The sequence below is a fragment of the Hazenella coriacea genome (assembly GCF_004341825.1).
Classification (GTDB): Bacteria; Bacillota; Bacilli; order Thermoactinomycetales; family Thermoactinomycetaceae; genus Hazenella; species Hazenella coriacea.
In genome coordinates this window covers 13,080-34,992 of record NZ_SMAG01000006.1, presented here as the reverse complement: position 1 = coordinate 34,992, position 21,913 = coordinate 13,080, and the positions used below count along the sequence as shown (strand labels likewise).

The window sequence follows — 21,913 nt, the reverse complement described above, 5'->3', positions numbered from 1 at the left end:
TGACTACTACTTAGGGAACCAGTGCTGGATATGGAATCTTCATAACCTTGTGCTTTGTGAAGAGTTATAGAAATTAATTCACCCTCCCGACATCTGGAGTAAGTAAAAGAGTTGAAGTATCCAACTCATTCATACTGAAGAACCATTCAATTTCTTTAATAAAATTATAAACAATCAGAGAGGTTAGCTAAAGAGGGATTGTGGAGCACTTTTTCGTTTCTTGGTGCGTTTTTTGCCATGGTTAATCCCTTTCTTGAGGTGTTTCAATACAACTGACTTTTATTATATATGAAAAGTTACTACATCTTTCGATAGGTGTGTCTGATGAACTTCCGATGTTTGACGATTTGCCAAATTTTGTTGTTATTAGAGTCTCATCCACTCATGAGCGCGGTTCTGCTACTTGTTCTCTATTCCTATTGGCAGTTAGAATAGGCAAAGAGCTTTCTATTTTAATCGAAATATAGGGTGAATGTTAAATGAAAGAGTTACAAATTCGTAGGTTAAAAGAGAATGAAATACCACCTAAGTCGTTACTGATGCTTGCTGATCCGTCTCCAATCATGATTAATAGTTATCTTCATCGGGGAATTTGCTTTGTAGCAGAAAAGGAGAGAGAAACAGTTGGTTGCTATGTTCTATTAGAAACCCGACCTCAAACAGTCGAACTCGTTAATATAGCAGTCTCCGAAGTTGATCAAGGAAGAGGTATGGGTAAAAAATTAGTTCTCCATGCCATCGAAACAGCTCGTTCCATGGGATGCAGAACGATCGAGATCGGAACGGGAAACTCAAGTTTAGCCCCCTTAGCTTTATACCAGAAATGTGGATTTCGTATTGTGGGGGTAGAACCAGATTTTTTTGTTCATCACTATGATGAGGAAATCATGGAGAATGGAATCCCTTGTAGGGATCTGATTCGATTGGCTAAAAAACTTTGAAATGCTAGTGAACAATTCAATCAAGTGCAATTCCAACTATTCTTCCAACTCTCTCCAGTTCAACAGATGATCACATTTACTGATGAAAATAGCCCTATCGAGTCATAGGACTTTGATGCTTCGTTCGTTACACTAAATATAGTTTCCTTGACGGTCACCACTTGAAAGGAACGTGACATATCTCATGAAACCAAGGATTTTGACCTTATTTTGCTTCTTTTTTTGTACTATCTTATTAATTCCTAACGAGGCTCAGGCTGAGCCCAACCTCGAGCAAATGATTCGCTCAACCCCTGAGGGAGGCGTGATTCAGTTAAAGGAGGGGATTTATGAAGGGAATTGGACTGTAGATCGACCACTTACCATTCAGGGAACTGGCAAAGTAGTTCTCCGCTCTTGTACAGGACAACCTGTTCTTTCGATCGGTTCACATCATGTCACCCTAAAAAATGTGGAGATTATTCAATGTGGGGCCGATGATGAGACGGTCGCAGTTTCGGTAAAAGGAGATCATCATCAGTTCGACCAACTTCATATTCAGTCGAGTGGTTATGGGTTCAAATTGGATGAAGCTTCTCAAAATATGATCACAAACGTAACGATCGTAGGAACCAATCAAGACCAACCACAAAACGGAATCGATCTGTGGTATAGCGACCATAATGTAATCCAACACTCAAAGATTACAGGTGTGTTGGATGGAGTTTATGTCGAATACAGTCACCAGAATCAGATTTCATATAACAAAGTAGAAAAGTCTCGCTATGGATATCATCTCATGTTTTCGGATGGGACTAAGCTAATGAAAAATGTCTCCCAACACAATGTGACGGGAGCGATGGTGATGGAAACCCACCAAACAGATATTTTGGATAATGAGTTGTCAGAGAACCAGGCTCATGTGAACTCTCAAGGCTTGTTTTTCTACAAAGCGACTGATACCCGTGTGCAGGGGAATCGGATTGCCAACAATCGTGTTGGAATCTTTATCGATCATTCGAGCCAGAACTTATTTAAACATAACCAGATTCTAGCAAATTACATCGGTTTCCAGGCAAATCAAGCCAAAGAGAATCAATTTTTTAATAATGATTTCATTGCCAATGTAAACCAAGCACAAGCAGTTGAAAGCGTTCAAAATCAGATCGCAAACAATTATTGGGAGCAACCCCTGCGATTAGATTGGACAGGAGATGGAGCGAGCGACATTCCTTATCATGCTGACCCATATTTTCTAAGCCTTTCTTATCAATACCCTGCGTTTCAGCTCTTTTTTCAAGCACCAGGTATGGTTTTATTGGAAAAGATACTCAAAAGTCCACCATCGATGTTGTTAGTGGATGAACATCCTGCCTTGGGGCCCATTCATCAGCAAGGAAACCTGTCATCTCAGTCAGCGAACTGGGTATGGCTGCTTGGTATGGTCATGTTACTAATCAGTTCTATAGTTTTCTATCTAGGGAGGAACCAGAGATGAAAAAGTTTATCTTACCACTGATTGGCGTTTTATTACTCGTCGTTGCTCTTACTGGTTGTAATGAGACAGAAGTTCAACCAGTAGCGATTGATGAAAAAAATGATAAATGTGCGATTTGCCAAATGGCTGTTAAAGATGATCAATTTGCAACCCAAACACATCTAGAGAATGGAAAAGTACTAAAATTTGATGACATCGGTTGTATGCATCAATGGATGAAAGAAAATCAAAATGAGAAAAATCCGATTCATTTCGTTCGTGATTATAACTCCAAGAACTGGATCGCTCTAGACAAAGCCTTCTTTGTATATGACAAAGATATTAAAACACCGATGGCTTACGGAATGGTTTCTTTTGAAAAAGAAAGCGATGCCAAACAGTTTATTGAAAAAGAAGGCAAAGGGAAACTGATGAAAGCAGAAGAGCTAAAGAGCCACGGTTGGGATCGAAATAAAGAAATGATGGAAAAGATGAAACAAGAACACGGTGGACATGGCGATCATGGTCACGATGATGCTGACACTAGTCACGATGCAGATGGTAACACTCATGGAACAGATGGAAATCATCAAGAACATGGTTCGACACATAAATAAAGGATTACATTGACCGAGCTCTTAAGAAACGGTAGGATGGATGACGAATGTCTTAAACTTCACCCACACTCACTCCTGAGTCATCCATCGAACCGAATTTTTGAGGGTTCGGTTTCTTTTTCATAAAGGAGGGGAGCCATGAATCTCTGGACGATTTGCCGATTCGAACTACGTAATATGACCCGACAACGCTCCTTTTACACTTTTTTGCTTTTATGGGTTGTCGTGATGAGCCTGGTGATCTTGATTCAGCAAAATATCCCTAACTTTGGCAACTACACCAATGTAACGGGGACGATGTTTAATCTGATTCTTTACTTACTTCCTCTATTGACGCTTGTCCTCTCATCCTTTTCCATCACCAATGAACGAGAGAGCGGTCAATGGAAGTTGTTGCTTAGTTACCCTGTGTCTTCATGGGAGTATCTGATCGGGAAGTTTCTGGGACAATTCATCGCTCAGTGGATCATCCTGACGGGAAGCTTAGGGTTCACAGTAGGGCTGAGTCCCTTATTCGGAGTACCACTTACTTTTACTTGGGTACTTGCTGTCTATCTCTTTGCAATCTTATTGTTATTCTTTTTCCTACTTTTAGGGATGCTGGTCGGTGTACAATCAGCGACTCGTTGGCAAGCCTTGATGCGATCCATCGCCATCTGGTTTGTCCTTATCATGATCTGGCCGATTATCTTAATCAGTGTTTTAAGCTTTCTCCCATACCCGATGATTGAAAGCGCCATGAAGGTTATCCTGTTTATTAACCCCGCTGAATGGATCAGAGTCTGGATGGTTATACAATTGAACGGTGGAGCAGTATTCGGACAGACCTACGACGCCTTATTTCAAAGCTTCCAATCGTGGAATGGTTGGTTATTACTAGTTGTTTACATGCTTGTCTATACGAGCCTAATCGGTTTCATAACGAAATGGATGATGGAGAGGAACAAAACACATGGATAAAACGATTGTCGAAATCAAGGAGGTTTCCAAAGTGTATGCCCAAACAACCGCTTTGGAACCATTAACCCTGTCCATTCCTCGCCACCACTGTCTCGTCCTTTGTGGAGGAAATGGAGCGGGCAAAAGTACACTCATTCAACTCTTAGCGGGAATTATTCCTCCATCTAGCGGTAAGATCGAACTAGATGGGGTTGACCTCTGGAAAGATCGTACCAACTATGTTAAACGGATCGGCTACATGCCTGACGACTTTCAACTACCCACCACCATGACCGTACAAGAATTTCTCTCGTTCTACGCTTCCTTGCGTCAAGTCAGTGCTGAGCGAGTCGAAGAGACCCTCAACCAAGTCGGTCTTATCGAGAAGAAAGCTCAAAAACTAACTGGCCTTTCCAAAGGGATGCGACAACGCCTTCTCTTCGCCCAAGCGATCCTCGGTAAGCCTGAATTACTCCTATTGGACGAGCCGACCAATGGGCTCGATCCCTACTGGATGAAACAATTCATCCAACTGATCGACCAGCTAAAAGAAGAGAGGACAACGGTACTCCTTTCAACCCACCAGCTCGATGTCGCAGCTGAAGTGGGAGATCTGATCTGTTTCATGCAACAAGGTAAATGTCTCAAGAAAATCGAAGCAGCTAGTTATCAAAAAGAAGAACTCATTTTAGAACTATTTTCGATCATTGCCGAACCGGAGAAAGCATAGGTATAGAAGAGAACCCAGACTGATCTGCTAAGTCTGGGTTTTTGATTTGGAAAGTAAATGAAAAAGTATTATTTACATAGATCTAGATTCATTTTTTTAGTTTTGCAGGAATTTTATATATGTAAAGGGAATGTATATGATCTTATCGGAAAATTATTTTAATTGGAGTTGATCTTCCTTGAAAAAATGGTGGTACTTTTCGAAAACAGATGTAAAACCTGATAACCCGGCGAGTAGTTACATAAGAGGTCCTCATGGTTCGTATAGCCTTTCACCAAACGCTTATCTAAACGCAAAAAAAGATTCTGCATTGAAACCCGAAGTCAAGAATCCATGGGAGAAGTAGAAAAGAAGCTACCTTTAGGGGTAGCTTCTTTTTGTGGGGAAGTATCTTTAATATGGTAGGATCTAGTTGAAACGGTTTACCTTTTTAAAGTTTCTGTCATACGAACAGAAGTGATAACTCCTGCGATGAAAGGTAAAAATGCAACTAGCCCCATGGCCCAGTGGACATTCAGAAAGTCGGTAAGCAGACCCGCCATTATAGCACCAAATGCATAACCACTATCACGCCAAAAACGATAAACTCCCATGGATGTAGCACGCCACTCCGGGTGAGCCACATCGCTAATGGAGGCGATGAGCGTTGGATAAACCATAGCTGTACTGATCCCTAACAGGAGAGCACCCAAGATCCATAATAAATAGGTATCAACCCATAGAATCCACCAAAGTGAACCCGCCTGTAACCACATTCCAAGGGTAATCAACCATTTACGCCCAATGCGATCACTTAACACGCCGGTAAAAAGTTGGAAGAATCCCCAAGCGGCTGGATAAATGGCTACAATCGTTCCGATTTGTCCCACGGTTAGTCCACTTGAAGTGAAAAATAAAGGGAAAAGCCCCCAAGCCATACCATCTTTTAAATTGGTTGTCATGCCAGCCAAGCTACTACTGGAGAGGTTTTTATCTTTCCATGTGGTTTGTTGGAACACTTCACTAGTCCGAATAGGTTGAACGTTTCTTTGTTGTTGAGACTGAAGTCTTAAGTGCTTTTGGGTATCTTGAACCATCAAAGAAAGAATAAATCCTATCATAACGATCCCGACACCCATATAAAAAGGTTCAGGACGTAAAGAATAAGTGGAAGCGACATAACCTGAGGCCATTGCCATCAAGGCGACTCCGATATAGCCCGCAAACTCATTGAGCCCAACGGCTAAACCTCTTTGTGTTTTTTTCGCTAAGTCCACTTTCATATTTACAGTCATGGACCACGTCAAAGCTTGATTCATACCTAAAAGTATATTGGCAAACACAATCGTCCACCAAGACTGGGCAAAAATGACGAGCAACGGAACAAATAAACCAATTCCCCACCCGATTAGTAGGACTTGCTTTCTTCCTATTCGATCTGCTAAGTTACCAGCAAATAAGTTGACAATCGCTTTCGAAAAGCCAAAACTAATGATAAAAGAAAGGGCTGCACTCACCGATGTAAGAGCAAAATGTTCTTCGCCTATAATGGGAAGAATTGTTCTTTCAAGTCCAACCATAGATCCGACAAATAAGTTAATAATCACTAATAATAAAAACTGCACAAGATTTTCTTTTACTCCCACTTGTACTTGAGGGGAAGAACTTTTCAACGCATTCACCTTCCAAAAAGAAGTTGATAAATAAAGATCAAATGCTTTTTTATTAATTTTTAGCCATAACCCTTTTCAGCTGATTCCACTCATAGATCCCAGCCTCTAAGCGAACCGCTTTATACCCTTTAGATCGAAGTAGTTCAACTGCCTCTGTGGCATACATACAATAGGAACCTCGACAATATACAACTATTTCCTGATCCTTAGGCAACTTTTCAAACTGAATTATCAACTCATCAATCGGGATCGAAATAGCTCCCTTCAGATGGTCATAGGCATACTCTTCTTTGGGTCTCACATCGATTAATATCAGATTTCCCTTATCTTTATGGTTTAGCCATTCGTGGAAACCCATCGTCTCCAATCGATCAGATTTAAATTTGCGAACGGGAATTCTCATCAATGGAAGTTCATCCCACAGCTCTTTACATTCCACGTAGTTCATATAAAACTAATTTGAATCACTTCTTCCTGTGATAGCACATCATACTTTACATTCCACGTAGTTCATATAAAACAAAAGAAAGCCCCCGAGACCATACGAGTAAAGAGGTCTTTACATTCCACGTAGTTCATATAAAACTCCCCTGCGACTCCTCCCGTTGGGAGCTTCTCAGGGAGGGCTTTACATTCCACGTAGTTCATATAAAACTTGGAGAGGATGGGGAGCAATGATACTAAAGTATTCTTTACATTCCACGTAGTTCATATAAAACTTTCAATCCGATCTTCAAAAGATAATAGGTCAAATGACTTTACATTCCACATAGTTCATATAAAACGGAGAATAACTGATGAGTAAAACGTATGTATACTCCTTTACATTCCACGTAGTTCATATAAAACGCGAATTAGCAGATGAGTACATAAAAGCTGTACAAGCCTTTACATTCCACGTAGTTCATATAAAACAGGATTATTTCAGAGGCTCAGTTGCTAATTGCTGATACTTTACATTCCACGTAGTTCATATAAAACCTCTCGACTTCGCATATAACTACGTATGTAGTTACCTTTACATTCCACGTAGTTCATATAAAACCGATTAAATCAGGGAAAACCGCCGCAATTTTTAATTCTTTACATTCCACGTAGTTCATATAAAACCTTGGTTGCTTGGATCTACCTGGTCGGCTGATTCGGTCTTTACATTCCACGTAGTTCATATAAAACTAAAAAATTTAATACACTTGAAGCAAGTGCGTACTTTCTTTACATTCCACGTAGTTCATATAAAACCCACCTGGTCCACCTCATCGCCTGGAAACATATGCAGCCTTTACATTCCACGTAGTTCATATAAAACTTACTTTACCTTACGTATTTTCGTCGTCTGGATCCAGCTTTACATTCCACGTAGTTCATATAAAACTTACTTTACCTTACGTATTTTCGTCGTCTGGATCCAGCTTTACATTCCACGTAGTTCATATAAAACGGTATATCCAGTTGTTTTGACAGCTGTTTCAAATCTCTTTACATTCCACGTAGTTCATATAAAACTAGATGCTGGTGCTGTCTTTTTCTTTCTCGTGTCTTTCTTTACATTCCACGTAGTTCATATAAAACTAGAAAATTAAGCCGTTATAGAGCTAGGGAGAAAGTTCTTTACATTCCACGTAGTTCATATAAAACTCGCTCGACTCCTTTTCCTGTTCATCTCCCAGATCTGACTTTACATTCCACGTAGTTCATATAAAACAATAACCATTGTAGTTAGAGAATGTCTTATTTATAACTTTACATTCCACGTAGTTCATATAAAACCTTTATCCCCTTAAAGTAAAAATTGACGGAAAAGTAGATCTTTACATTCCACGTAGTTCATATAAAACCCTGAAATTCACATCATCTAAAAACCTTTATTCCCAAGGCTTTCCAAGGTTTTGGATAGGTGAAAAACGAGCTTTTTTGCAGCAGATGTCCAGTGTTATTTTATCGGATATGGATAAATCGCTTATAAACCTAGTAATAACAGGGTGTTTGGGAGATGTTCCAAAAAAGAGATCCACTGCAAAATATTTTGTTAGGTTGCCCAAAAATGACCCGCCTAAACATGTATAATGAAGTCAATTTATAATAGATTAGGAGAAAGGAGGAGCGTGATGAGAGTACAATGTACTTTGCATTGTAAAGAGCTTCCAATTACCTACCATATGTTGTTTGTCAGTTTGATCAAAAAGTGTTTGGAAACCTCAGATCAAGAATACTACCAGAAGTTATACTATTATGATGGCAAGAAAAATAAGCAGAGTAAAAACTTTACCTTCGCAGTGTTTTTGAAAGATTATCAGCTGGAAGGCGACTCTTTTGAGATCCGAGGGCAGGTAGACTTGTTTGTCAGTTCTCCTGATCCTGAATGGATGATTCACTTTTATAATGGACTCCTTCGACAGAAAGACTTTCAGTACCAAGGAATTCAGTTAGCAAAGGGAAGAGTTCGTGTTTTAAATGAAAAAACTACTTTCGACGATCCTTTTATGGTCTGTCAGACACTTTCCCCATTATACATCAAAGACAGGGAGAATCGTCCTGTCTCTCCAAGTGATCCCACTTTTCAACATGAACTCAACTACATTACCAACTTAAATTTGAAGAATTACCGTGGCTTTGGATTACGTTCAGAATTGAGCCTAACTCCACTTGATATGAAGAAAGTGGTCGTGAAAGATGCAATCCATCAACAACAAGAGGAAAAACAACGTTCCTATTTATTTCTTGAGGGATATAAAGGGAAGTTTCTCTTGCAGGGACATCCGGAAGATCTTCAAACGTTGTATCAATTGGGAATTGGATTTCGACGGAGTTCCGGTTGGGGGATGATCGAGGTGATTCAACCTTGAATAAACGAATCTATCTGGATGAGTGGTTTATCAATGCAGGTGTTCTCGGCTTTTTAACTGTATTACAGCGATCTGCTAGTCCATCTCAATATCAGGTGGGTCAACATTACATAGAATTTGATCCTGCGGTTCTTGATTCCTTTGCGGTTCACTTTTTTGATATCTTAATCGAAAAGTTTAGTAAATATGAGCAGGATCGTTTACGATTTCAAAAACAGCTAGAATTTGCGAAGCGTGAGGATTATTTAAAGGCGAATAAGGACCAAATCGCTAAAACTATTAAGTCCACTCGAGATAAGTTAAAAAAAGCAAAGATCGATAAAGCCACTATCGATCAGATTGAAGACTTGTTAGGTCAGTTAAAAACGATCAAGACCTATCAGGATTATGAAGCTCTAGAAGCTGTTACACATTCTTATTTAATGGTACTAGAAGATACAAATATCAATAATGTTTTAACTATCAATTATATCCGCTCTGTTCTGAGTGCTTTATTTGGACAGCCTAGCTTTTTAAATCCAAGCTTTCAAGGCACAAAGGAACAATTCATTGAAAAGTTTCATGATGACTACATCAAACCAGTCATTGCAGAATGTAAGCTGATGGACTGGGTCAGAACAGTGCCAACCGATCAGCTAGAAGTAGAATTAAAAAAGAAGAAAAAAGAGAAAGAAACCCAAGGACATTTAAAGAAGCTAGTCAACGAAGCTATAAAGCAAACACAGTCTATAGAAAGAATTTTACCTTGTTCTGTACAACCTGACTTTCCCAGCTCTATTCAGTTTGAGGAAAAGATGTTTTTTCCTTTGGGACTAAGCCTAGAGAACCAGAACATGGCGTGGGATGGAAGAAGTACGATTCTCATTTCGAATATGACTCGTTTTTTACTATTTTGCTCATCAATCTCTTTTACCTATTATCTGAAAAGGGAGAGTCACTTTGGGAGTACTGAGTATACTCCAACCTTTGGCTTTGTGAACTTATATACTTCCATCAAGCATCTCGTGGCAGAAAACAAAGTATTTGAAAATAAGAGAAATGAAAGCAATCCATTCCAAGAGCTGATCTATGATTTATTACTCAAAACAACTGAGGATCTATCAATCTATACGTTGCAAAATATTTTGTTTCTCGAGTTCTCAGTGGAAAAGAAAAATTCGAAGCTTCATTATTTCCACATTCCTAAAAAGTTGGCGCTCTTTTTCAAAGAAGATGCCAGCGATCTTAAACGCATGAAAAATAAGTCGATGCAACATCTGTTTGTCGAAGAGGTTCTTAAAAGAAGAGACACCATTTATTTTATTGAAAAATCGTTGCGTAATCTCATTAGTGATAAGCACCAGGCACAGGTTGTATTCTGGGCAATCCTGGCTCGTCACAAGTTAGAACATCGGTTAAGGGGGGAGTCAACCTTGTCAGATAAAAAGCTAACCAAACTTTTTTTCGAAGGGAAGGAACTAGCTGCGTTATTCCATTTGCAACAAAAGGATAATCAGCTTCAAGGAATCTCATATCGGCTATTAAATGCTTGTAAGGCAGGGAATAAGCAACTCTTCTTTGATACGCTACTGCGTGTTTATATGACATCCAATCGAATCGTTCCATCTTTGTTTCTCAATATTTTACATGAAAAAGATCTAGATTTCGTGGAAGTGGGTTATTCATTTATTTCAGGATTACAGGCAAAACCCGAGGGAGGAGATCGTTATGAGTAAAGGACTTACAATATCTATGATTTTCCAAGCCAATGGTCTCAATTATGGCGAGGGGATAGGGAATATCGCAGAACTTAAGAAATTGAGCCGAGGAAACGGACAAATGTATACCTATGCTTCGAGACAAAGCTTACGTTACGATATGGTTCGTTTGGGGCATGAGTGGTTTAACTGGAATCTGCAAACGGTAAGTAAGGAAAAGGGCACAGTTCAATTCCGTGAAGATGCAACAATCGAAATATCTGAAGAGATGGACTTATTTGGTTATATGAAAACGGTTAAAGGAGTAGGTGCGGTAACTCGAGAAGCTGTGGCACGAATCACACCAGCAATTTCCTTGGAATCATATAAAAGTGATCTTGAGTTTCTAAGTAATATGGGATTAGCTCAACGAATTGGTGAAAATAATAACCTTGCCAATGTAGAGCAACATTACAGCTTTTACACGTATACCGTCACCATCGACTTAGATCGGATTGGGGTTGATCGTGAACTAGAAATTCCTGTTGAAGAAAAATGCAAGCGTGTTACACAATTGCTTGAAATTCTTAATCTACTTAACAGGCAAATCCGGGGTCGTATGGAAAACTTATCTCCATTGTTTGTCATTGGGGGAGTCTACAACATTTGCAATCCATTTTTCTTGGGGAGAGTACAACTTGACATTCGGTCTACAGGGTATGGGGTAAACACGAAACTGTTACAAGACGGATTGGAGAAAAAGGTGTTTGGAAAAGAGGTACAAGCATCTACACATGTGGGCTTAGCTAAAGGTGTGTTCAGAAATGAAGATGAAATCTCTGAATTGCTTCCAACAGAGCAAGTTCATTCTGTGCAGGAGATGTTTGAATATCTAACCCAAGAAGTACAAAATGTTTATGCGGTGGATACACATGAAAGTATTGAAAATTAAGTTGTTTCAAGAAACAGCCTCTTATACCAAACCTTTTGCTTTTAAAGTTGGAGAAACATATCCTATTCCTCCATATTCGACTGTGATTGGTATGATTCATTGGATTATTGGTGCCACATCTTATCAAGAGATGAATGTAAGTATTCAAGGAAACTATGAAGATAAGTTTGTAGACTATCGTACAACCTCTCTTTTTAAAGGAAATACGATTGCTACTTCACCGCTTAATGTTCATCTTTTATATGGTGTATCACTGACGATTCATATTTCTGCAGATAAGGAATTGCTACATCAGATTGCTCAAGAGTTATCCTCCCCAGGTGAATACTTAAGCTTAGGTCGTAAAGAAGATTTGGTCAGAATCGATAGCATCAGTTGGATGGATGTCACTGAGGAAGAAACAAGTGGTCACCACCATACGTTAACTCAAGGAATCTATATTCCCTTGGATTACCTTTATGATCCTGAACTAACGAGTGGAATTCGTTATCGACTCAATACCACCTATGATGTCCTCCATGATCAACGAATCTGGAAAAAGATAGATGTTCTTTACTTAACAGAGGGAGATTTGTTGGAAGAGGAGACACTTTTCAAAGATGAAGAAGGAGATCTGGTTTACTTTTTCTCCCCCTATAAGTGACATTAAAACACATGATCGCTCACCACTTTTAAAGCATAATTTCAGAAAAGTGGTGAGTATCAAATATAGGACTCCAAAAGCTATTGATGGATTCTATCAGCTCTGTAGGAGGTAAAACATTGTACGCAAAGTCACATCCAGTCGAAACGATTCAACAACATACAGATCAATTATTAGCTAATCTCCAATTTTTTCGGGAAACCTACCCTGATTTATTAACGACTGCTCAATGGAAAATCCTTGAGATTGCCGTTCAATATCATGATATAGGTAAAGTTTATACCGTTTTTCAAAATGTCATTCGAGAAGTACTCAAACTCCCACTATTACAATGTGAAATAGACTATCACATTCCCCATAATTACATATCCCCTTTATTCGTCCCATTAAAAGAACTAAGTGCTGAGAACGGCTGGAACAGGTCTCAAGAAAAAATACTCATCCAGACCATTGCTTATCATCATGACCGGAGACAGGAATTGCGAGATTCTAAAGATGTGATCCGTGAAGTGATCGAGAAGGATTTACAGCCACGGATCGAAGAAATTGCTCAGCAGTTTTCCCATCCGATCCAGAAAAAACTAGGTACACTACAACTACGCTTAGCTAATCAACCCATCAACTATCTCGACGATGAGTATTTTGAATATGTACTGATCAAAGGCTTATTACTTCGTCTAGATCATGCAGCTAGTGCCCATGAGAAGGTAGAACTTCATTCTACTTATCATATTGGAGAGTATACCTATTGTTTTTTACAAGGGAATTTACGTCCTTTGCAAGAGTTTACAATGGACAATCAGGACAAAAGTATTGTTTTAACAGCACAAACAGGGATGGGCAAAACAGAAGCTGCTCTGTTGTGGTTAGGAAAAGAGAAGGGATTTTTTACATTGCCGCTTCGGGTGAGTATGAATGCCCTCTACCAACGGGTGGCTGAACCATCTAAGATCCAATTTGTTGATCGAGAGCAGCAACCCATCGCAGGGCTTTTACATTCAACTGCTGTAGATTTCCTTCTAAACATGGATCAAGATCAAGAGAAGAATGAGCAAAATATGGACACCGTAGAACAGATCTTCCGCCAATCTCAGTTGTTATCCCGCAAGCTTACTTTTTCTACGATCGATCAATTGTTAACATTCCCATTTCATTTCAAAGGACATGAAAAATGGCTCTCTACCTTTGCCTATTCCAAGTTAATCATTGATGAGATTCAAGCTTATTCCCCAAAGATTGTAGCTGTTTTACTAAAAGCGATTGAGCAAATTCATCAAATGGGTGGAAAGTTTTTAATTATGACAGCTACACTTCCTGCTTTTTTCCTAGAAAAGATGAATGAAATCGGCTTACTTGAAGGTGAGACCTATACTCGTCAAACATTTACCAATCAACTGGTGCGACATCGAATGACGATGAAAGATCAAAGAATCTTAGACGATCTTCCGCTCATGATCGAAAAAAGTAAACATCAAAAAGTCCTCGTTATCTGCAATACGGTGGGTCAAAGCATTAAGGTATATGAAGCCTTGGCGGATGAGGGAACATCAGTATATCTGCTTCACTCACAATTCACCCCAAAAGATCGTTCCTTACTTGAAAAGAAGATCACTTCTTTTGCACCCAACCAAGTAGTTCGAGATCCAGAAGTGGGGATTTGGGTTACCACTCAAATCGTAGAAGCCTCAATCGATGTTGATTTTGATGTGTTGTTTACAGAACTCTCCGTTCTAGATAGTTTATTTCAGCGAATGGGAAGATGTTATCGTGGGCGACCTTATACGAATAAAGAGGCCAATATTTATGTCTATTCCGAAGAGGTTTCTGGGATTGGGAGAAAAGCAGTCTATGATCCAGATTTATTTGCACTTAGCAAGGAAGCTCTTATTCCTTACCAAAATGAGTATCTACCTGAAGCAACAAAAGTGGCATTAGTTGAAACCATGTATCGAACTGAGAATTTAAAGAACACTTCCTATCTAAGAGAATTTGAGGAAGCTTGGAAAGTACTTCAATATCCATCCGCTAATGAGCTAAGTCGAAACGAGGCACAGAAGTTGTTACGAGATATTTCCACAATGCCAGTGATCCCACGTTCCATCTACGATCAACTATTACCATTATTTGAACAGGATCAAGAGCTGAGATGTCAAGTGAGAGAATGTGCGAAAAATGAACATAGTCAAAGAAAAGAGTTGCAAAAAAAGAGAAAGGAAATCAGGTGGCAGATAGAACAAGAAACGGTTCACATTCCTTTTTATAAGCTTAAGGGAAAAGGAACTCCGATTCCCTTAAGTGGATATGATTATATCTATGTATATAATGCCAACTATGAATTTGATCCACAAACACTAACTGGACGAGGTGTTTTGCATGATGAATACGATAACTTTCTATAGAGGGAGCTACCATTATGGTAGATTTTGAACTTATTAAAACACAGGGAACGAACGTTCACTACTACTATGTATGCCAGAGAAAACTCTGGCTTTTCTCCAAACAAATCACGATGGAACATGAAAGTGATCTAGTTCTACAAGGAAAGATCCTTCATGAACAAAGTTACAAGCAGAAAAAGAAGGAAGTTAATATCGATGATCTCATCCAGATCGACCTGATCGGTCAGGAATATGTGGGTGAAGTGAAATCGAGTAGCAAAATGGAACAAGCAGACCGGATGCAACTTTTATACTACCTCTATTATTTGAAGAATATTGGGGTTAAACGCAGTGGAAAGATCCACTATGTGAAAGAGAAAAAGGTTGAAGAAGTGGAGTTGACTGAGGAAGACGAACAAATAATTAATAACTGTCTACAAGAGATTCAAAGAGTAATCTCGTTACCATTACCTCCGAAGAAAACAAAACTTCCTTATTGCCGAAGTTGTTCCTATTATTCATTTTGCTTTGTAGGAGAGATCGACTCATGAAAGATATTTATATCTTCAACCCAGGTCGTCTGAAGAGAAAAGATCACACACTATTATTTATCGATCACATGGGAAATAAAAGAACCCTGCCTGTTGAACAAATAGAAAATATTCATATCTACAGTGAAGTTGACTTTAACACTAGCTTTTTCAATCATATGAATACCCAATCGATCTTCGTCCACATGTACAATTACTATGGTTATTATGCAGGGGGATTTGTACCTAGAAAAAAACAGGTGTCAGGCTATGTTGATGTTCAACAAGCTGAGTATTATTTAAATCACGAAAAACGCATGTATTTGGCAAAAATGTTTTTGGACAGTGCAACTCATCATATCCTAAGAAATCTCCGTAAAAAATCTGAAACCACTCAAGCCAACAGAGATTTGATCCTTTTAGAAAAACCAAAACTATTTTCGGCTCAACATCCAGATCAGCTGATGGGAGTCGAAGGTCAAATTCGCAAAATCTACTACCAATCCTTCCCACATATTTGTCAAGATCCTTTCTTTCATTTTGAAAAAAGAGAGAAGCGACCCCCACGTAATCCTATCAATGCATTAATCTCGTTTGGAAATAGTCGCATGTATACGACTGTACTTGGAGAGATTTACAAAACAACTCTTAATCCAACTGTAAGCTTTTTACATCAGCCTACTAGTAAGAGGTTTTCCCTCAGCCTAGATATAGCAGAAATTTTTAAGCCCTTAATCGTCGATCCACTAATCTTTAATCTAATCAATAAGCGAATGATTAAGAAAAATCATTTTGAATGGATAGAAGAAGCCTGCTTCTTAAACGATGAGGGAAAACAAATTTTTCTTCGTGAGTATGAGAAAAAAATGAAAACTACGATCAAACATCGGAAATTAAATCGGAAAGTATCCTACCGAACCTTGATTCGCTTAGAAGGTTATAAGTTAGTCAAGCATTTCTTGAATGATGAAGTATACAAACCTTTGAAGGCGTGGTGGTAACCATCTTTGTCATCATCACTTATGATGTTGCTGAAAAAAGAGTATCCAAAGTCCATAAAATCTTGAAGAAATACTTAGTTTGGACCCAAAATTCCGTATTTGAAGGGGAGATCACACAAGGAAAACTAAAACAATGTCTAGCGGAAATCTATGCAATCGCTCATCAACAAACAGACTCCATCTATATCTACCAAGTAAAAAATCCGAACCATATCAAAAAGATAATATACGGACAAGAAAAGTCTTTTGAAAACATGTTCCTGTAATTACGTTTCATATGAGCAAAGGTAATTTTGCAGTAGATCTCTTTTTTAGAAAAAATGCACTAACCCTTGTAATATCTAGCTTTTTAAGTAAAATTAAGACTAAACCGATTTATATGACTGGAGGTTCACTGCAAAAAACACGTTTAAGTAGTGAAAACCATCCTCGCAAAAGCTGATGGTACAAGGCTTTTGCTGTTATCGGATATTAGGGTTTTATATGAACTACGTGGAATGTAAAGTAACCGCTTAACCTCTTCCCAAAGCGGATTCCTACTAAGTTTTATATGAACTACGTGGAATGTAAAGTATTGTAAAACATTTCCATGTCGCCTTCTTTCGCTTCTAGTTTTATATGAACTACGTGGAATGTAAAGTGGAATCCTCCACGAGTTGGCAAGCTCTACGTCCCAAGTTTTATATGAACTACGTGGAATGTAAAGAGAGCAGCGAACAAAGATAAACGCTTTTTGTATATCCGTTTTATATGAACTACGTGGAATGTAAAGGGTTTTTTTCCTGTAACTCGTTCATACTCCTGATCCAGTTTTATATGAACTACGTGGAATGTAAAGGACTTTGCTTTGAAAGTCCGTAAATGTTAACCCCAGTGTTTTATATGAACTACGTGGAATGTAAAGGCATTTCTTTACTATCGTTACTCATGTAATATCCCCGGTTTTATATGAACTACGTGGAATGTAAAGAATACAGTAGTGACTGATACAATTGTTGCGGTCAATAGTTTTATATGAACTACGTGGAATGAAAAAGTTAAATTCATTCACTAATTCGTCTATGGGGTCTTAAGGCTTTTATACCAACTCCATTAACTATACACAACCCCCTTGTCTTCTCCTTCCATCCCTGTTGCGATTTAACTATCTTGCAATACAAAATAGCTCGATCGAGCGAGTTTTTATTTTCCGCCTCCTATCATGCATTACAAGATAGCTAACAAAGAAATCGTAGAAGGAGGGCGCATACTTGTCGTCAAGCCAGATGTTGAAAGGGATTTTGGAAGGTTGTTTGCTGGCGATTATCTCCAAAGGTGAGACTTATGGGTATGAGATGATTGAAAAGTTGGAGTCATATGGATTTAGGATGGTGAGTGAAGGGAGTATTTATCCTGTTTTGATTCGTATGCAGAAGGAGAAGTGGGTTTCTTCGACGATGAAGGCTTCACCTACGGGACCGAAGCGGAAATAGTATTCTTTGACAGAAAAAGGATGGGTGGAGTTGACAGAGTTTAACAAACGTTGGAAGGAGCTTGCGGTCAGTGTGGATCGACTATTAGATGAGAAGAGGTAGGTGTGGGGAGTGGATCAGATGACGCTTTCAAAAGAAAGTCAGGAGTTTCTGGATCATTTACGATTGTACTTAATTTCTAAGGGTGAAAATTTGAAGAGATTAATGAGATTAAGACAGAGTTAGAAGATCATTTAAGAGAAGCAGAGCTAAATGAGAAAAGTGTGGATGACATCATTGGATATTCACCGAAAGAATATATGGACCAATTATCTGATGAGATGAAAGTGGACTATAAAGGATTGATGAAAGCCATACCAATCATTATGATAGGTGCGTTTGCTTATATTCTCCTCGGAGATGCTATTCGGGGAACAGTGAGTTACTCCATCCTTGCTTTGATTAGCTATCCAGTTGTAACACTTGGAGCCTTAGGGATCTTTGCTCTTGTTTTAAAATATATAGCTAGAAACAATGTTCCTAAGTGGAAAGAGATTCTTCTCTTTTTTGTAGAGAGTTTTCTAACCATATTCTTCTATGTGGCACTCTTTTTATTGGATAAAAAATGGGGAGAACCCTTCTTTGAATTACATACAACTGGAAATATCATTGCAGGTTCGATCGCCGTTTTGATCTTTATTGCTATTGCTATTTGGAGTCGAACATGGTTTTCGATCATTGTTCCCGCTTTATTGTTTATTCCCCAGATTGTAGTTGAGTGGTTTCCTCTACCAGAAGAATATAAAATGCTCACAGCTATGGTTATTGTAATCACGAGTTTAATTATTTACTCAAGGATTGAATCAAAAAAAGTAAGCTGAGAATCAAAAAGGTAAGCAACCCAGTGGAGAGTTTGCTTACCTTTCTGATTCTCTAGATTTATTGACTGGACAACCATTGATCAGTTTGAACGACATCTGCGTAATACATATGAGCCAAAGCGGCCATAAAAGATTCATGTAGTTGTGAAGCTGGGATGGTTTTGCCGTTCCATATAAGATCTTTGGTTGCGCAGGCATCTTCTAATAGAGTGATCTGAAATCCGAAGTCACGGGCTGCTCGTACGGTTGCATTGATACACATATGACTCATCATCCCACAGACGACTAGATTCTGTATTTGTTCTTTTTGGAGGAGATCCAGTAAATTGGACTGAAGAAAGCTGTTTGGAAAATGTTTTTGCACGAGATATTCATTGGCTAAGGGTTGAACTTCTGGATGAATCTTGACTCCATCTGTGTTAGGAAGAAAAAATCCCGCCTCTTCTTGAAGCGATAGATGTTGCACATGGATGACTGGGAGACGTTGTTTTCTAAATATTTTAAGGGCTACTTGAGCATTTTCTAAGGCTTTGAGGGGATGATGTAGTTCGGCTTTGCCTCCTGGAAAGTAATCATTTTGAATATCGATGATAAGAAGACCTGTTTTCATTTTATCCCTCCTAGAATGATCATTCATAAAGTCCACGGCGGATCAGGTTGGCTGAGATGGGTTGTAGTTGAAGCTCTCGAGCCCAAACAGAAAGTTGACCCATATGGTGAATCTCATGTGCGATTACATGTCGCAATACTTCTCCATACCTGAACTCAGACGGGGGTCTTTTTGGATGTGTGTCTGTTAAAATATGCATTTCCATCTCGGGGGACCAAGCACTGACAAATTGTTCGACCAATGGGCGACACTCTGATGACCATTCTTCTACTTGTTGAAGCGTAGTGGAAGAATCGAAATCAAAATGAAGCTCAGGCCTACCTTGTAGGTCACAGATCCAAGATTGTTCTACATACACGATATGAAATAGAGTGTGTAGAATATTCCCTACTCCTCCGGTTCGTTCTCGCCGTAGCTCTTCATCAGATAGTTGTTTACACCATTGAAACCAATCATCTCTTACTTGCCAGTTGTAACGAAATAGCGTATACATATGAATCATTCCTTTCGTAAATGGTTGAGTCAAAGCCTCTCTCTTAGATAAATAATTATGTTTCAATTAAAATTGAATTAATCTTATTTGAACAGTATAATGTTTCAGGAATCAATTAATAGATGAAATATTAGATAAAGTTAGTCGCTTTCATTAACAGAAAGGGTCGAGTGGACTTCTTTGTAAGGTACGAGCTTATGGAGGGTGAACATTGTGCTCAGATGCTCTTGGAATTGCTTGACACTACAGGGAGAGTGTGAAATCAAAGATAGATAATGACTCATTGAAGGAGGAAGGCTGGCTAAAGCAAATGGAAACGTTAAAGCTACAATGGAAATCTGTCAAGCAAGGGTATCGGAAGACAAGACGAAAGTATATTGAATTGAAAAGATGGGGGAAGCAGAAGCTTCGAATTCCATTTTATCCGATCTACGCCATATGTTTTATCATTGAACAGATCACTCAAGGACATCTCCCCGTGTTAGATCGTCATATGTTTTTAATGGATAGTTGGTTGGAGAGAAATCTATATTATCAGATCCGCAACAAATATAAAGGGAGGATTATTCCACAACATCCTCTAGGACCTTACTGGATTGACTTAGCTTTACCCGAATATATGTTGGCTATTGAACTAGATGGATATAAGTATCACAGTAGTCCAAAGCAAAGGGAGCACGATCAGCGTCGTGATACCTATATGTTTCGTCAAGGTTGGACGGTGATGCGCTTTACCTATACAGATGTCCAGAATAGAATGGCAGATGTTTTACATCAAATTGAAAGTTATACCCATCAACGGGATCAAGTGAAACAGGAAATGAAACTTAAAGTAGAAGAAGAAAAGGTTCCTGAATTTGTTAAGCATCATTTACGACAGATCGAACTAAAAAAGGCAGAGACAATTGTTCCTGAATTCCTGAAGCGACATATAAAGTAGTCGCTTTTTTATTTGGTGATGACTATGTGTTGCTTTGTCTAAAATGCCCTGCTCCGCTCCTTGATTATCGATTCCGCAACTCTTGGGGGATGGATCAGTTGATGATTGATCACTTGGTTCTCATAGAGAAGATCATGATTGCGATTATATACTTGAAGGGTGTTAAATAACTTTCCATGCTCGATTCGCTTGACGGTCTGAAGGAGCCCTTGATAAGCAGCATCGTGTGAATTTTTGGGAACGGAGCGACCATGACCAAAAATTTGTTTTTGTCCTTCATATCGTTCTATGGTTCCTAGGAAACTTAATTGTTCGTTCACTGCTAAGATTCGAATGATTACTTTGTATCCTTGATGTTTTAGATGCAGAAGTGTCTGACAGAGGGGCTCTGCCTGTCGCATCGTTCCTTCAAAGATAATGTTTCTTTTTGTTTCTATTGCTAGGTCAAAAAGCTCTTTTGTCCAGACTCGTACATCCGGATCAGTCAACCTTGCGTAATCTTGTTCAAAATGACGAAAAATCTCTTGATGATGTGGGTGTTCTTTACGTAATTCATCCCCATTAACAAAATAGCAGTTACGATCTGGAAACTCATGACGTGAAAGGTCAATCATGTTGGCTTTTCCAGAGCCAGGCTGCCCACCTAATATGACAATGGTGGGGTTTTTGACAGGTGTCGTCTCTGCGAACATCTCCTGTTTTAAGTATTCAAATATGTGTTGGTGTTCAGCTTTGGATAGCTTGTACTTTTGTGAATCAATCATTATTTTTCCTCCATATATTTCTGCCGTACTTTTTCGCCATATTGAATGAGGATTTTTTGAATGATTTCCTGATTACCAAAATACATTTCTTTCCTTTCTTTTAGTAGTTTTCTTTTTTGGATATATAACTGTTGAATTTGATGGAGATCAGGGTTTGGTTTACGTTCTTCTTCTCGGATTAGCTGTCTCTGATCAGCTAACATTTCAGCCATTACTTCGATTGCAATATCTTTCTTTACCCATTTAGGAATCGATTGTACGATCTTTTCCAAGATATATGCCTCCTTAATTTTTTAAAATAAGGATTGTTTCATATTTAAAATAATGTTATTCTTTAAAAAAAGAATACCTCACTATAACAGTCGGTGTTTAAATGATAGTGAGGTATCCTTTTGTTTTTTTATCTAATTTTA

21 protein-coding genes, 1 pseudogene and 2 CRISPR repeat arrays are annotated in these 21,913 nt (G+C 38.7%); of the genes and pseudogenes, 16 read left to right on the top strand and 6 right to left on the bottom strand.

Annotation, left to right across the window (positions count from 1 at the left end; translation table 11 throughout):
* The first annotated feature begins 479 nt into the window (after positions 1-479).
* The 5 genes from EDD58_RS10805 (at position 480) to EDD58_RS10785 (ending at position 4,683) form a co-directional block, all read left to right on the top strand.
* The gene (locus EDD58_RS10805) at positions 480-941 is read left to right on the top strand and encodes a GNAT family N-acetyltransferase (protein WP_131925468.1); all 462 of its coding nucleotides are present in this window, start codon (positions 480-482) and stop codon (positions 939-941) included.
* A 184-nt stretch (positions 942-1,125) separates the two neighbouring features.
* Entirely contained in the window at positions 1,126-2,418 is a 1,293-nt protein-coding gene (locus EDD58_RS10800) for a right-handed parallel beta-helix repeat-containing protein (protein WP_131925466.1), read from the top strand.
* On the top strand, positions 2,415-3,014 hold the full coding sequence (locus EDD58_RS10795; protein WP_131925464.1) for a nitrous oxide reductase accessory protein NosL: 600 nt from the start codon (positions 2,415-2,417) through the stop codon (positions 3,012-3,014). The genes EDD58_RS10800 and EDD58_RS10795 overlap by 4 nt, the downstream gene beginning before the upstream one ends.
* 138 nt (positions 3,015-3,152) lie before the next feature.
* Positions 3,153-3,974, top strand: a complete 822-nt coding sequence (locus EDD58_RS10790) for an ABC transporter permease (RefSeq protein ID WP_131925462.1) — start codon at positions 3,153-3,155, stop codon at positions 3,972-3,974.
* On the top strand, positions 3,967-4,683 hold the full coding sequence (locus tag EDD58_RS10785; protein WP_131925460.1) for an ABC transporter ATP-binding protein: 717 nt from the start codon (positions 3,967-3,969) through the stop codon (positions 4,681-4,683). The genes EDD58_RS10790 and EDD58_RS10785 overlap by 8 nt, the downstream gene beginning before the upstream one ends.
* Before the next feature lie 422 nt (positions 4,684-5,105).
* On the opposite strand, the gene EDD58_RS10780 is transcribed toward EDD58_RS10785, so the two are convergent.
* Both EDD58_RS10780 and EDD58_RS10775 read right to left on the bottom strand, forming a co-directional pair.
* Positions 5,106-6,344 (bottom strand): MFS transporter, encoded by a 1,239-nt coding sequence (locus EDD58_RS10780; protein WP_424321666.1) that lies wholly within the window; start codon positions 6,342-6,344, stop codon positions 5,106-5,108.
* 43 nt (positions 6,345-6,387) lie between these two features.
* Positions 6,388-6,738, bottom strand: a complete 351-nt coding sequence (locus EDD58_RS10775; RefSeq protein ID WP_131925458.1) for a rhodanese-like domain-containing protein — start codon at positions 6,736-6,738, stop codon at positions 6,388-6,390.
* A gap of 23 nt (positions 6,739-6,761) precedes the next feature.
* Positions 6,762-8,173: direct repeats of the CRISPR family, unit length 29 nt; unit sequence CTTTACATTCCACGTAGTTCATATAAAAC.
* Between the two features lie 270 nt (positions 8,174-8,443).
* Between EDD58_RS10775 and cas6 the strand changes: the two genes are divergently transcribed.
* From cas6 to EDD58_RS10725, 10 genes and pseudogenes are all read left to right on the top strand, one after another.
* The gene (gene cas6 / locus EDD58_RS10770; RefSeq protein WP_165875940.1) at positions 8,444-9,181 is read left to right on the top strand and encodes a CRISPR-associated endoribonuclease Cas6; all 738 of its coding nucleotides are present in this window, start codon (positions 8,444-8,446) and stop codon (positions 9,179-9,181) included.
* Complete coding sequence (cas8a1, locus tag EDD58_RS10765) at positions 9,178-10,896, top strand: type I-B CRISPR-associated protein Cas8b1/Cst1 (RefSeq protein ID WP_131925454.1); 1,719 nt, start codon at positions 9,178-9,180, stop codon at positions 10,894-10,896. Before cas6 ends, cas8a1 begins: the two co-directional genes overlap by 4 nt.
* Positions 10,889-11,809 carry a type I-B CRISPR-associated protein Cas7/Cst2/DevR gene (gene cas7i / locus EDD58_RS10760; RefSeq protein ID WP_131925452.1) on the top strand — a complete coding sequence of 307 codons (921 nt, stop codon included), beginning with the start codon at positions 10,889-10,891 and terminating at the stop codon, positions 11,807-11,809. Before cas8a1 ends, cas7i begins: the two co-directional genes overlap by 8 nt.
* The gene (cas5b, locus tag EDD58_RS10755) at positions 11,790-12,452 is read left to right on the top strand and encodes a type I-B CRISPR-associated protein Cas5b (protein ID WP_131925450.1); all 663 of its coding nucleotides are present in this window, start codon (positions 11,790-11,792) and stop codon (positions 12,450-12,452) included. Before cas7i ends, cas5b begins: the two co-directional genes overlap by 20 nt.
* 119 nt (positions 12,453-12,571) lie before the next feature.
* Complete coding sequence (gene cas3 / locus EDD58_RS10750) at positions 12,572-14,851, top strand: CRISPR-associated helicase Cas3' (RefSeq protein WP_165875939.1); 2,280 nt, start codon at positions 12,572-12,574, stop codon at positions 14,849-14,851.
* A gap of 14 nt (positions 14,852-14,865) precedes the next feature.
* A complete protein-coding gene (gene cas4, locus EDD58_RS10745; protein ID WP_131925446.1) occupies positions 14,866-15,381 on the top strand; it encodes a CRISPR-associated protein Cas4 in 516 nt (171 codons plus the stop codon).
* The gene (gene cas1b, locus EDD58_RS10740; RefSeq protein ID WP_131925444.1) at positions 15,378-16,361 is read left to right on the top strand and encodes a type I-B CRISPR-associated endonuclease Cas1b; all 984 of its coding nucleotides are present in this window, start codon (positions 15,378-15,380) and stop codon (positions 16,359-16,361) included. Before cas4 ends, cas1b begins: the two co-directional genes overlap by 4 nt.
* A 2-nt stretch (positions 16,362-16,363) precedes the next feature.
* Entirely contained in the window at positions 16,364-16,627 is a 264-nt protein-coding gene (cas2, locus tag EDD58_RS10735; RefSeq protein WP_131925606.1) for a CRISPR-associated endonuclease Cas2, read from the top strand.
* A gap of 210 nt (positions 16,628-16,837) precedes the next feature.
* A CRISPR array of direct repeats spans positions 16,838-17,397; the repeat unit is 29 nt; unit sequence GTTTTATATGAACTACGTGGAATGTAAAG.
* Positions 17,398-17,611: 214 nt separating this feature from the next.
* Positions 17,612-17,935 (top strand): annotated as a pseudogene (locus tag EDD58_RS10730) (PadR family transcriptional regulator).
* Positions 17,936-18,096: 161 nt separating this feature from the next.
* On the top strand, positions 18,097-18,693 hold the full coding sequence (locus EDD58_RS10725) for an HAAS domain-containing protein (protein ID WP_131925442.1): 597 nt from the start codon (positions 18,097-18,099) through the stop codon (positions 18,691-18,693).
* A gap of 58 nt (positions 18,694-18,751) precedes the next feature.
* On the opposite strand, the gene EDD58_RS10720 is transcribed toward EDD58_RS10725, so the two are convergent.
* Positions 18,752-19,303 (bottom strand): cysteine hydrolase family protein, encoded by a 552-nt coding sequence (locus EDD58_RS10720; protein WP_131925440.1) that lies wholly within the window; start codon positions 19,301-19,303, stop codon positions 18,752-18,754.
* A 19-nt stretch (positions 19,304-19,322) separates the two neighbouring features.
* Positions 19,323-19,796 carry a DinB family protein gene (locus EDD58_RS10715; RefSeq protein WP_131925604.1) on the bottom strand — a complete coding sequence of 158 codons (474 nt, stop codon included), beginning with the start codon at positions 19,794-19,796 and terminating at the stop codon, positions 19,323-19,325.
* A gap of 310 nt (positions 19,797-20,106) precedes the next feature.
* Between EDD58_RS10715 and EDD58_RS10710 the strand changes: the two genes are divergently transcribed.
* Entirely contained in the window at positions 20,107-20,736 is a 630-nt protein-coding gene (locus tag EDD58_RS10710) for an endonuclease domain-containing protein (RefSeq protein ID WP_131925438.1), read from the top strand.
* Between the two features lie 38 nt (positions 20,737-20,774).
* Here EDD58_RS10710 and EDD58_RS10705 read toward each other — a convergent pair whose 3' ends face one another.
* Together EDD58_RS10705 and EDD58_RS10700 are read right to left on the bottom strand one after the other, a co-directional pair.
* Positions 20,775-21,500 (bottom strand): zeta toxin family protein, encoded by a 726-nt coding sequence (locus EDD58_RS10705; RefSeq protein WP_131925437.1) that lies wholly within the window; start codon positions 21,498-21,500, stop codon positions 20,775-20,777.
* Positions 21,500-21,772 (bottom strand): hypothetical protein, encoded by a 273-nt coding sequence (locus EDD58_RS10700; RefSeq protein WP_131925435.1) that lies wholly within the window; start codon positions 21,770-21,772, stop codon positions 21,500-21,502. The genes EDD58_RS10705 and EDD58_RS10700 overlap by 1 nt, the downstream gene beginning before the upstream one ends.
* Between the last annotated feature and the right edge of the window lie 141 nt (positions 21,773-21,913).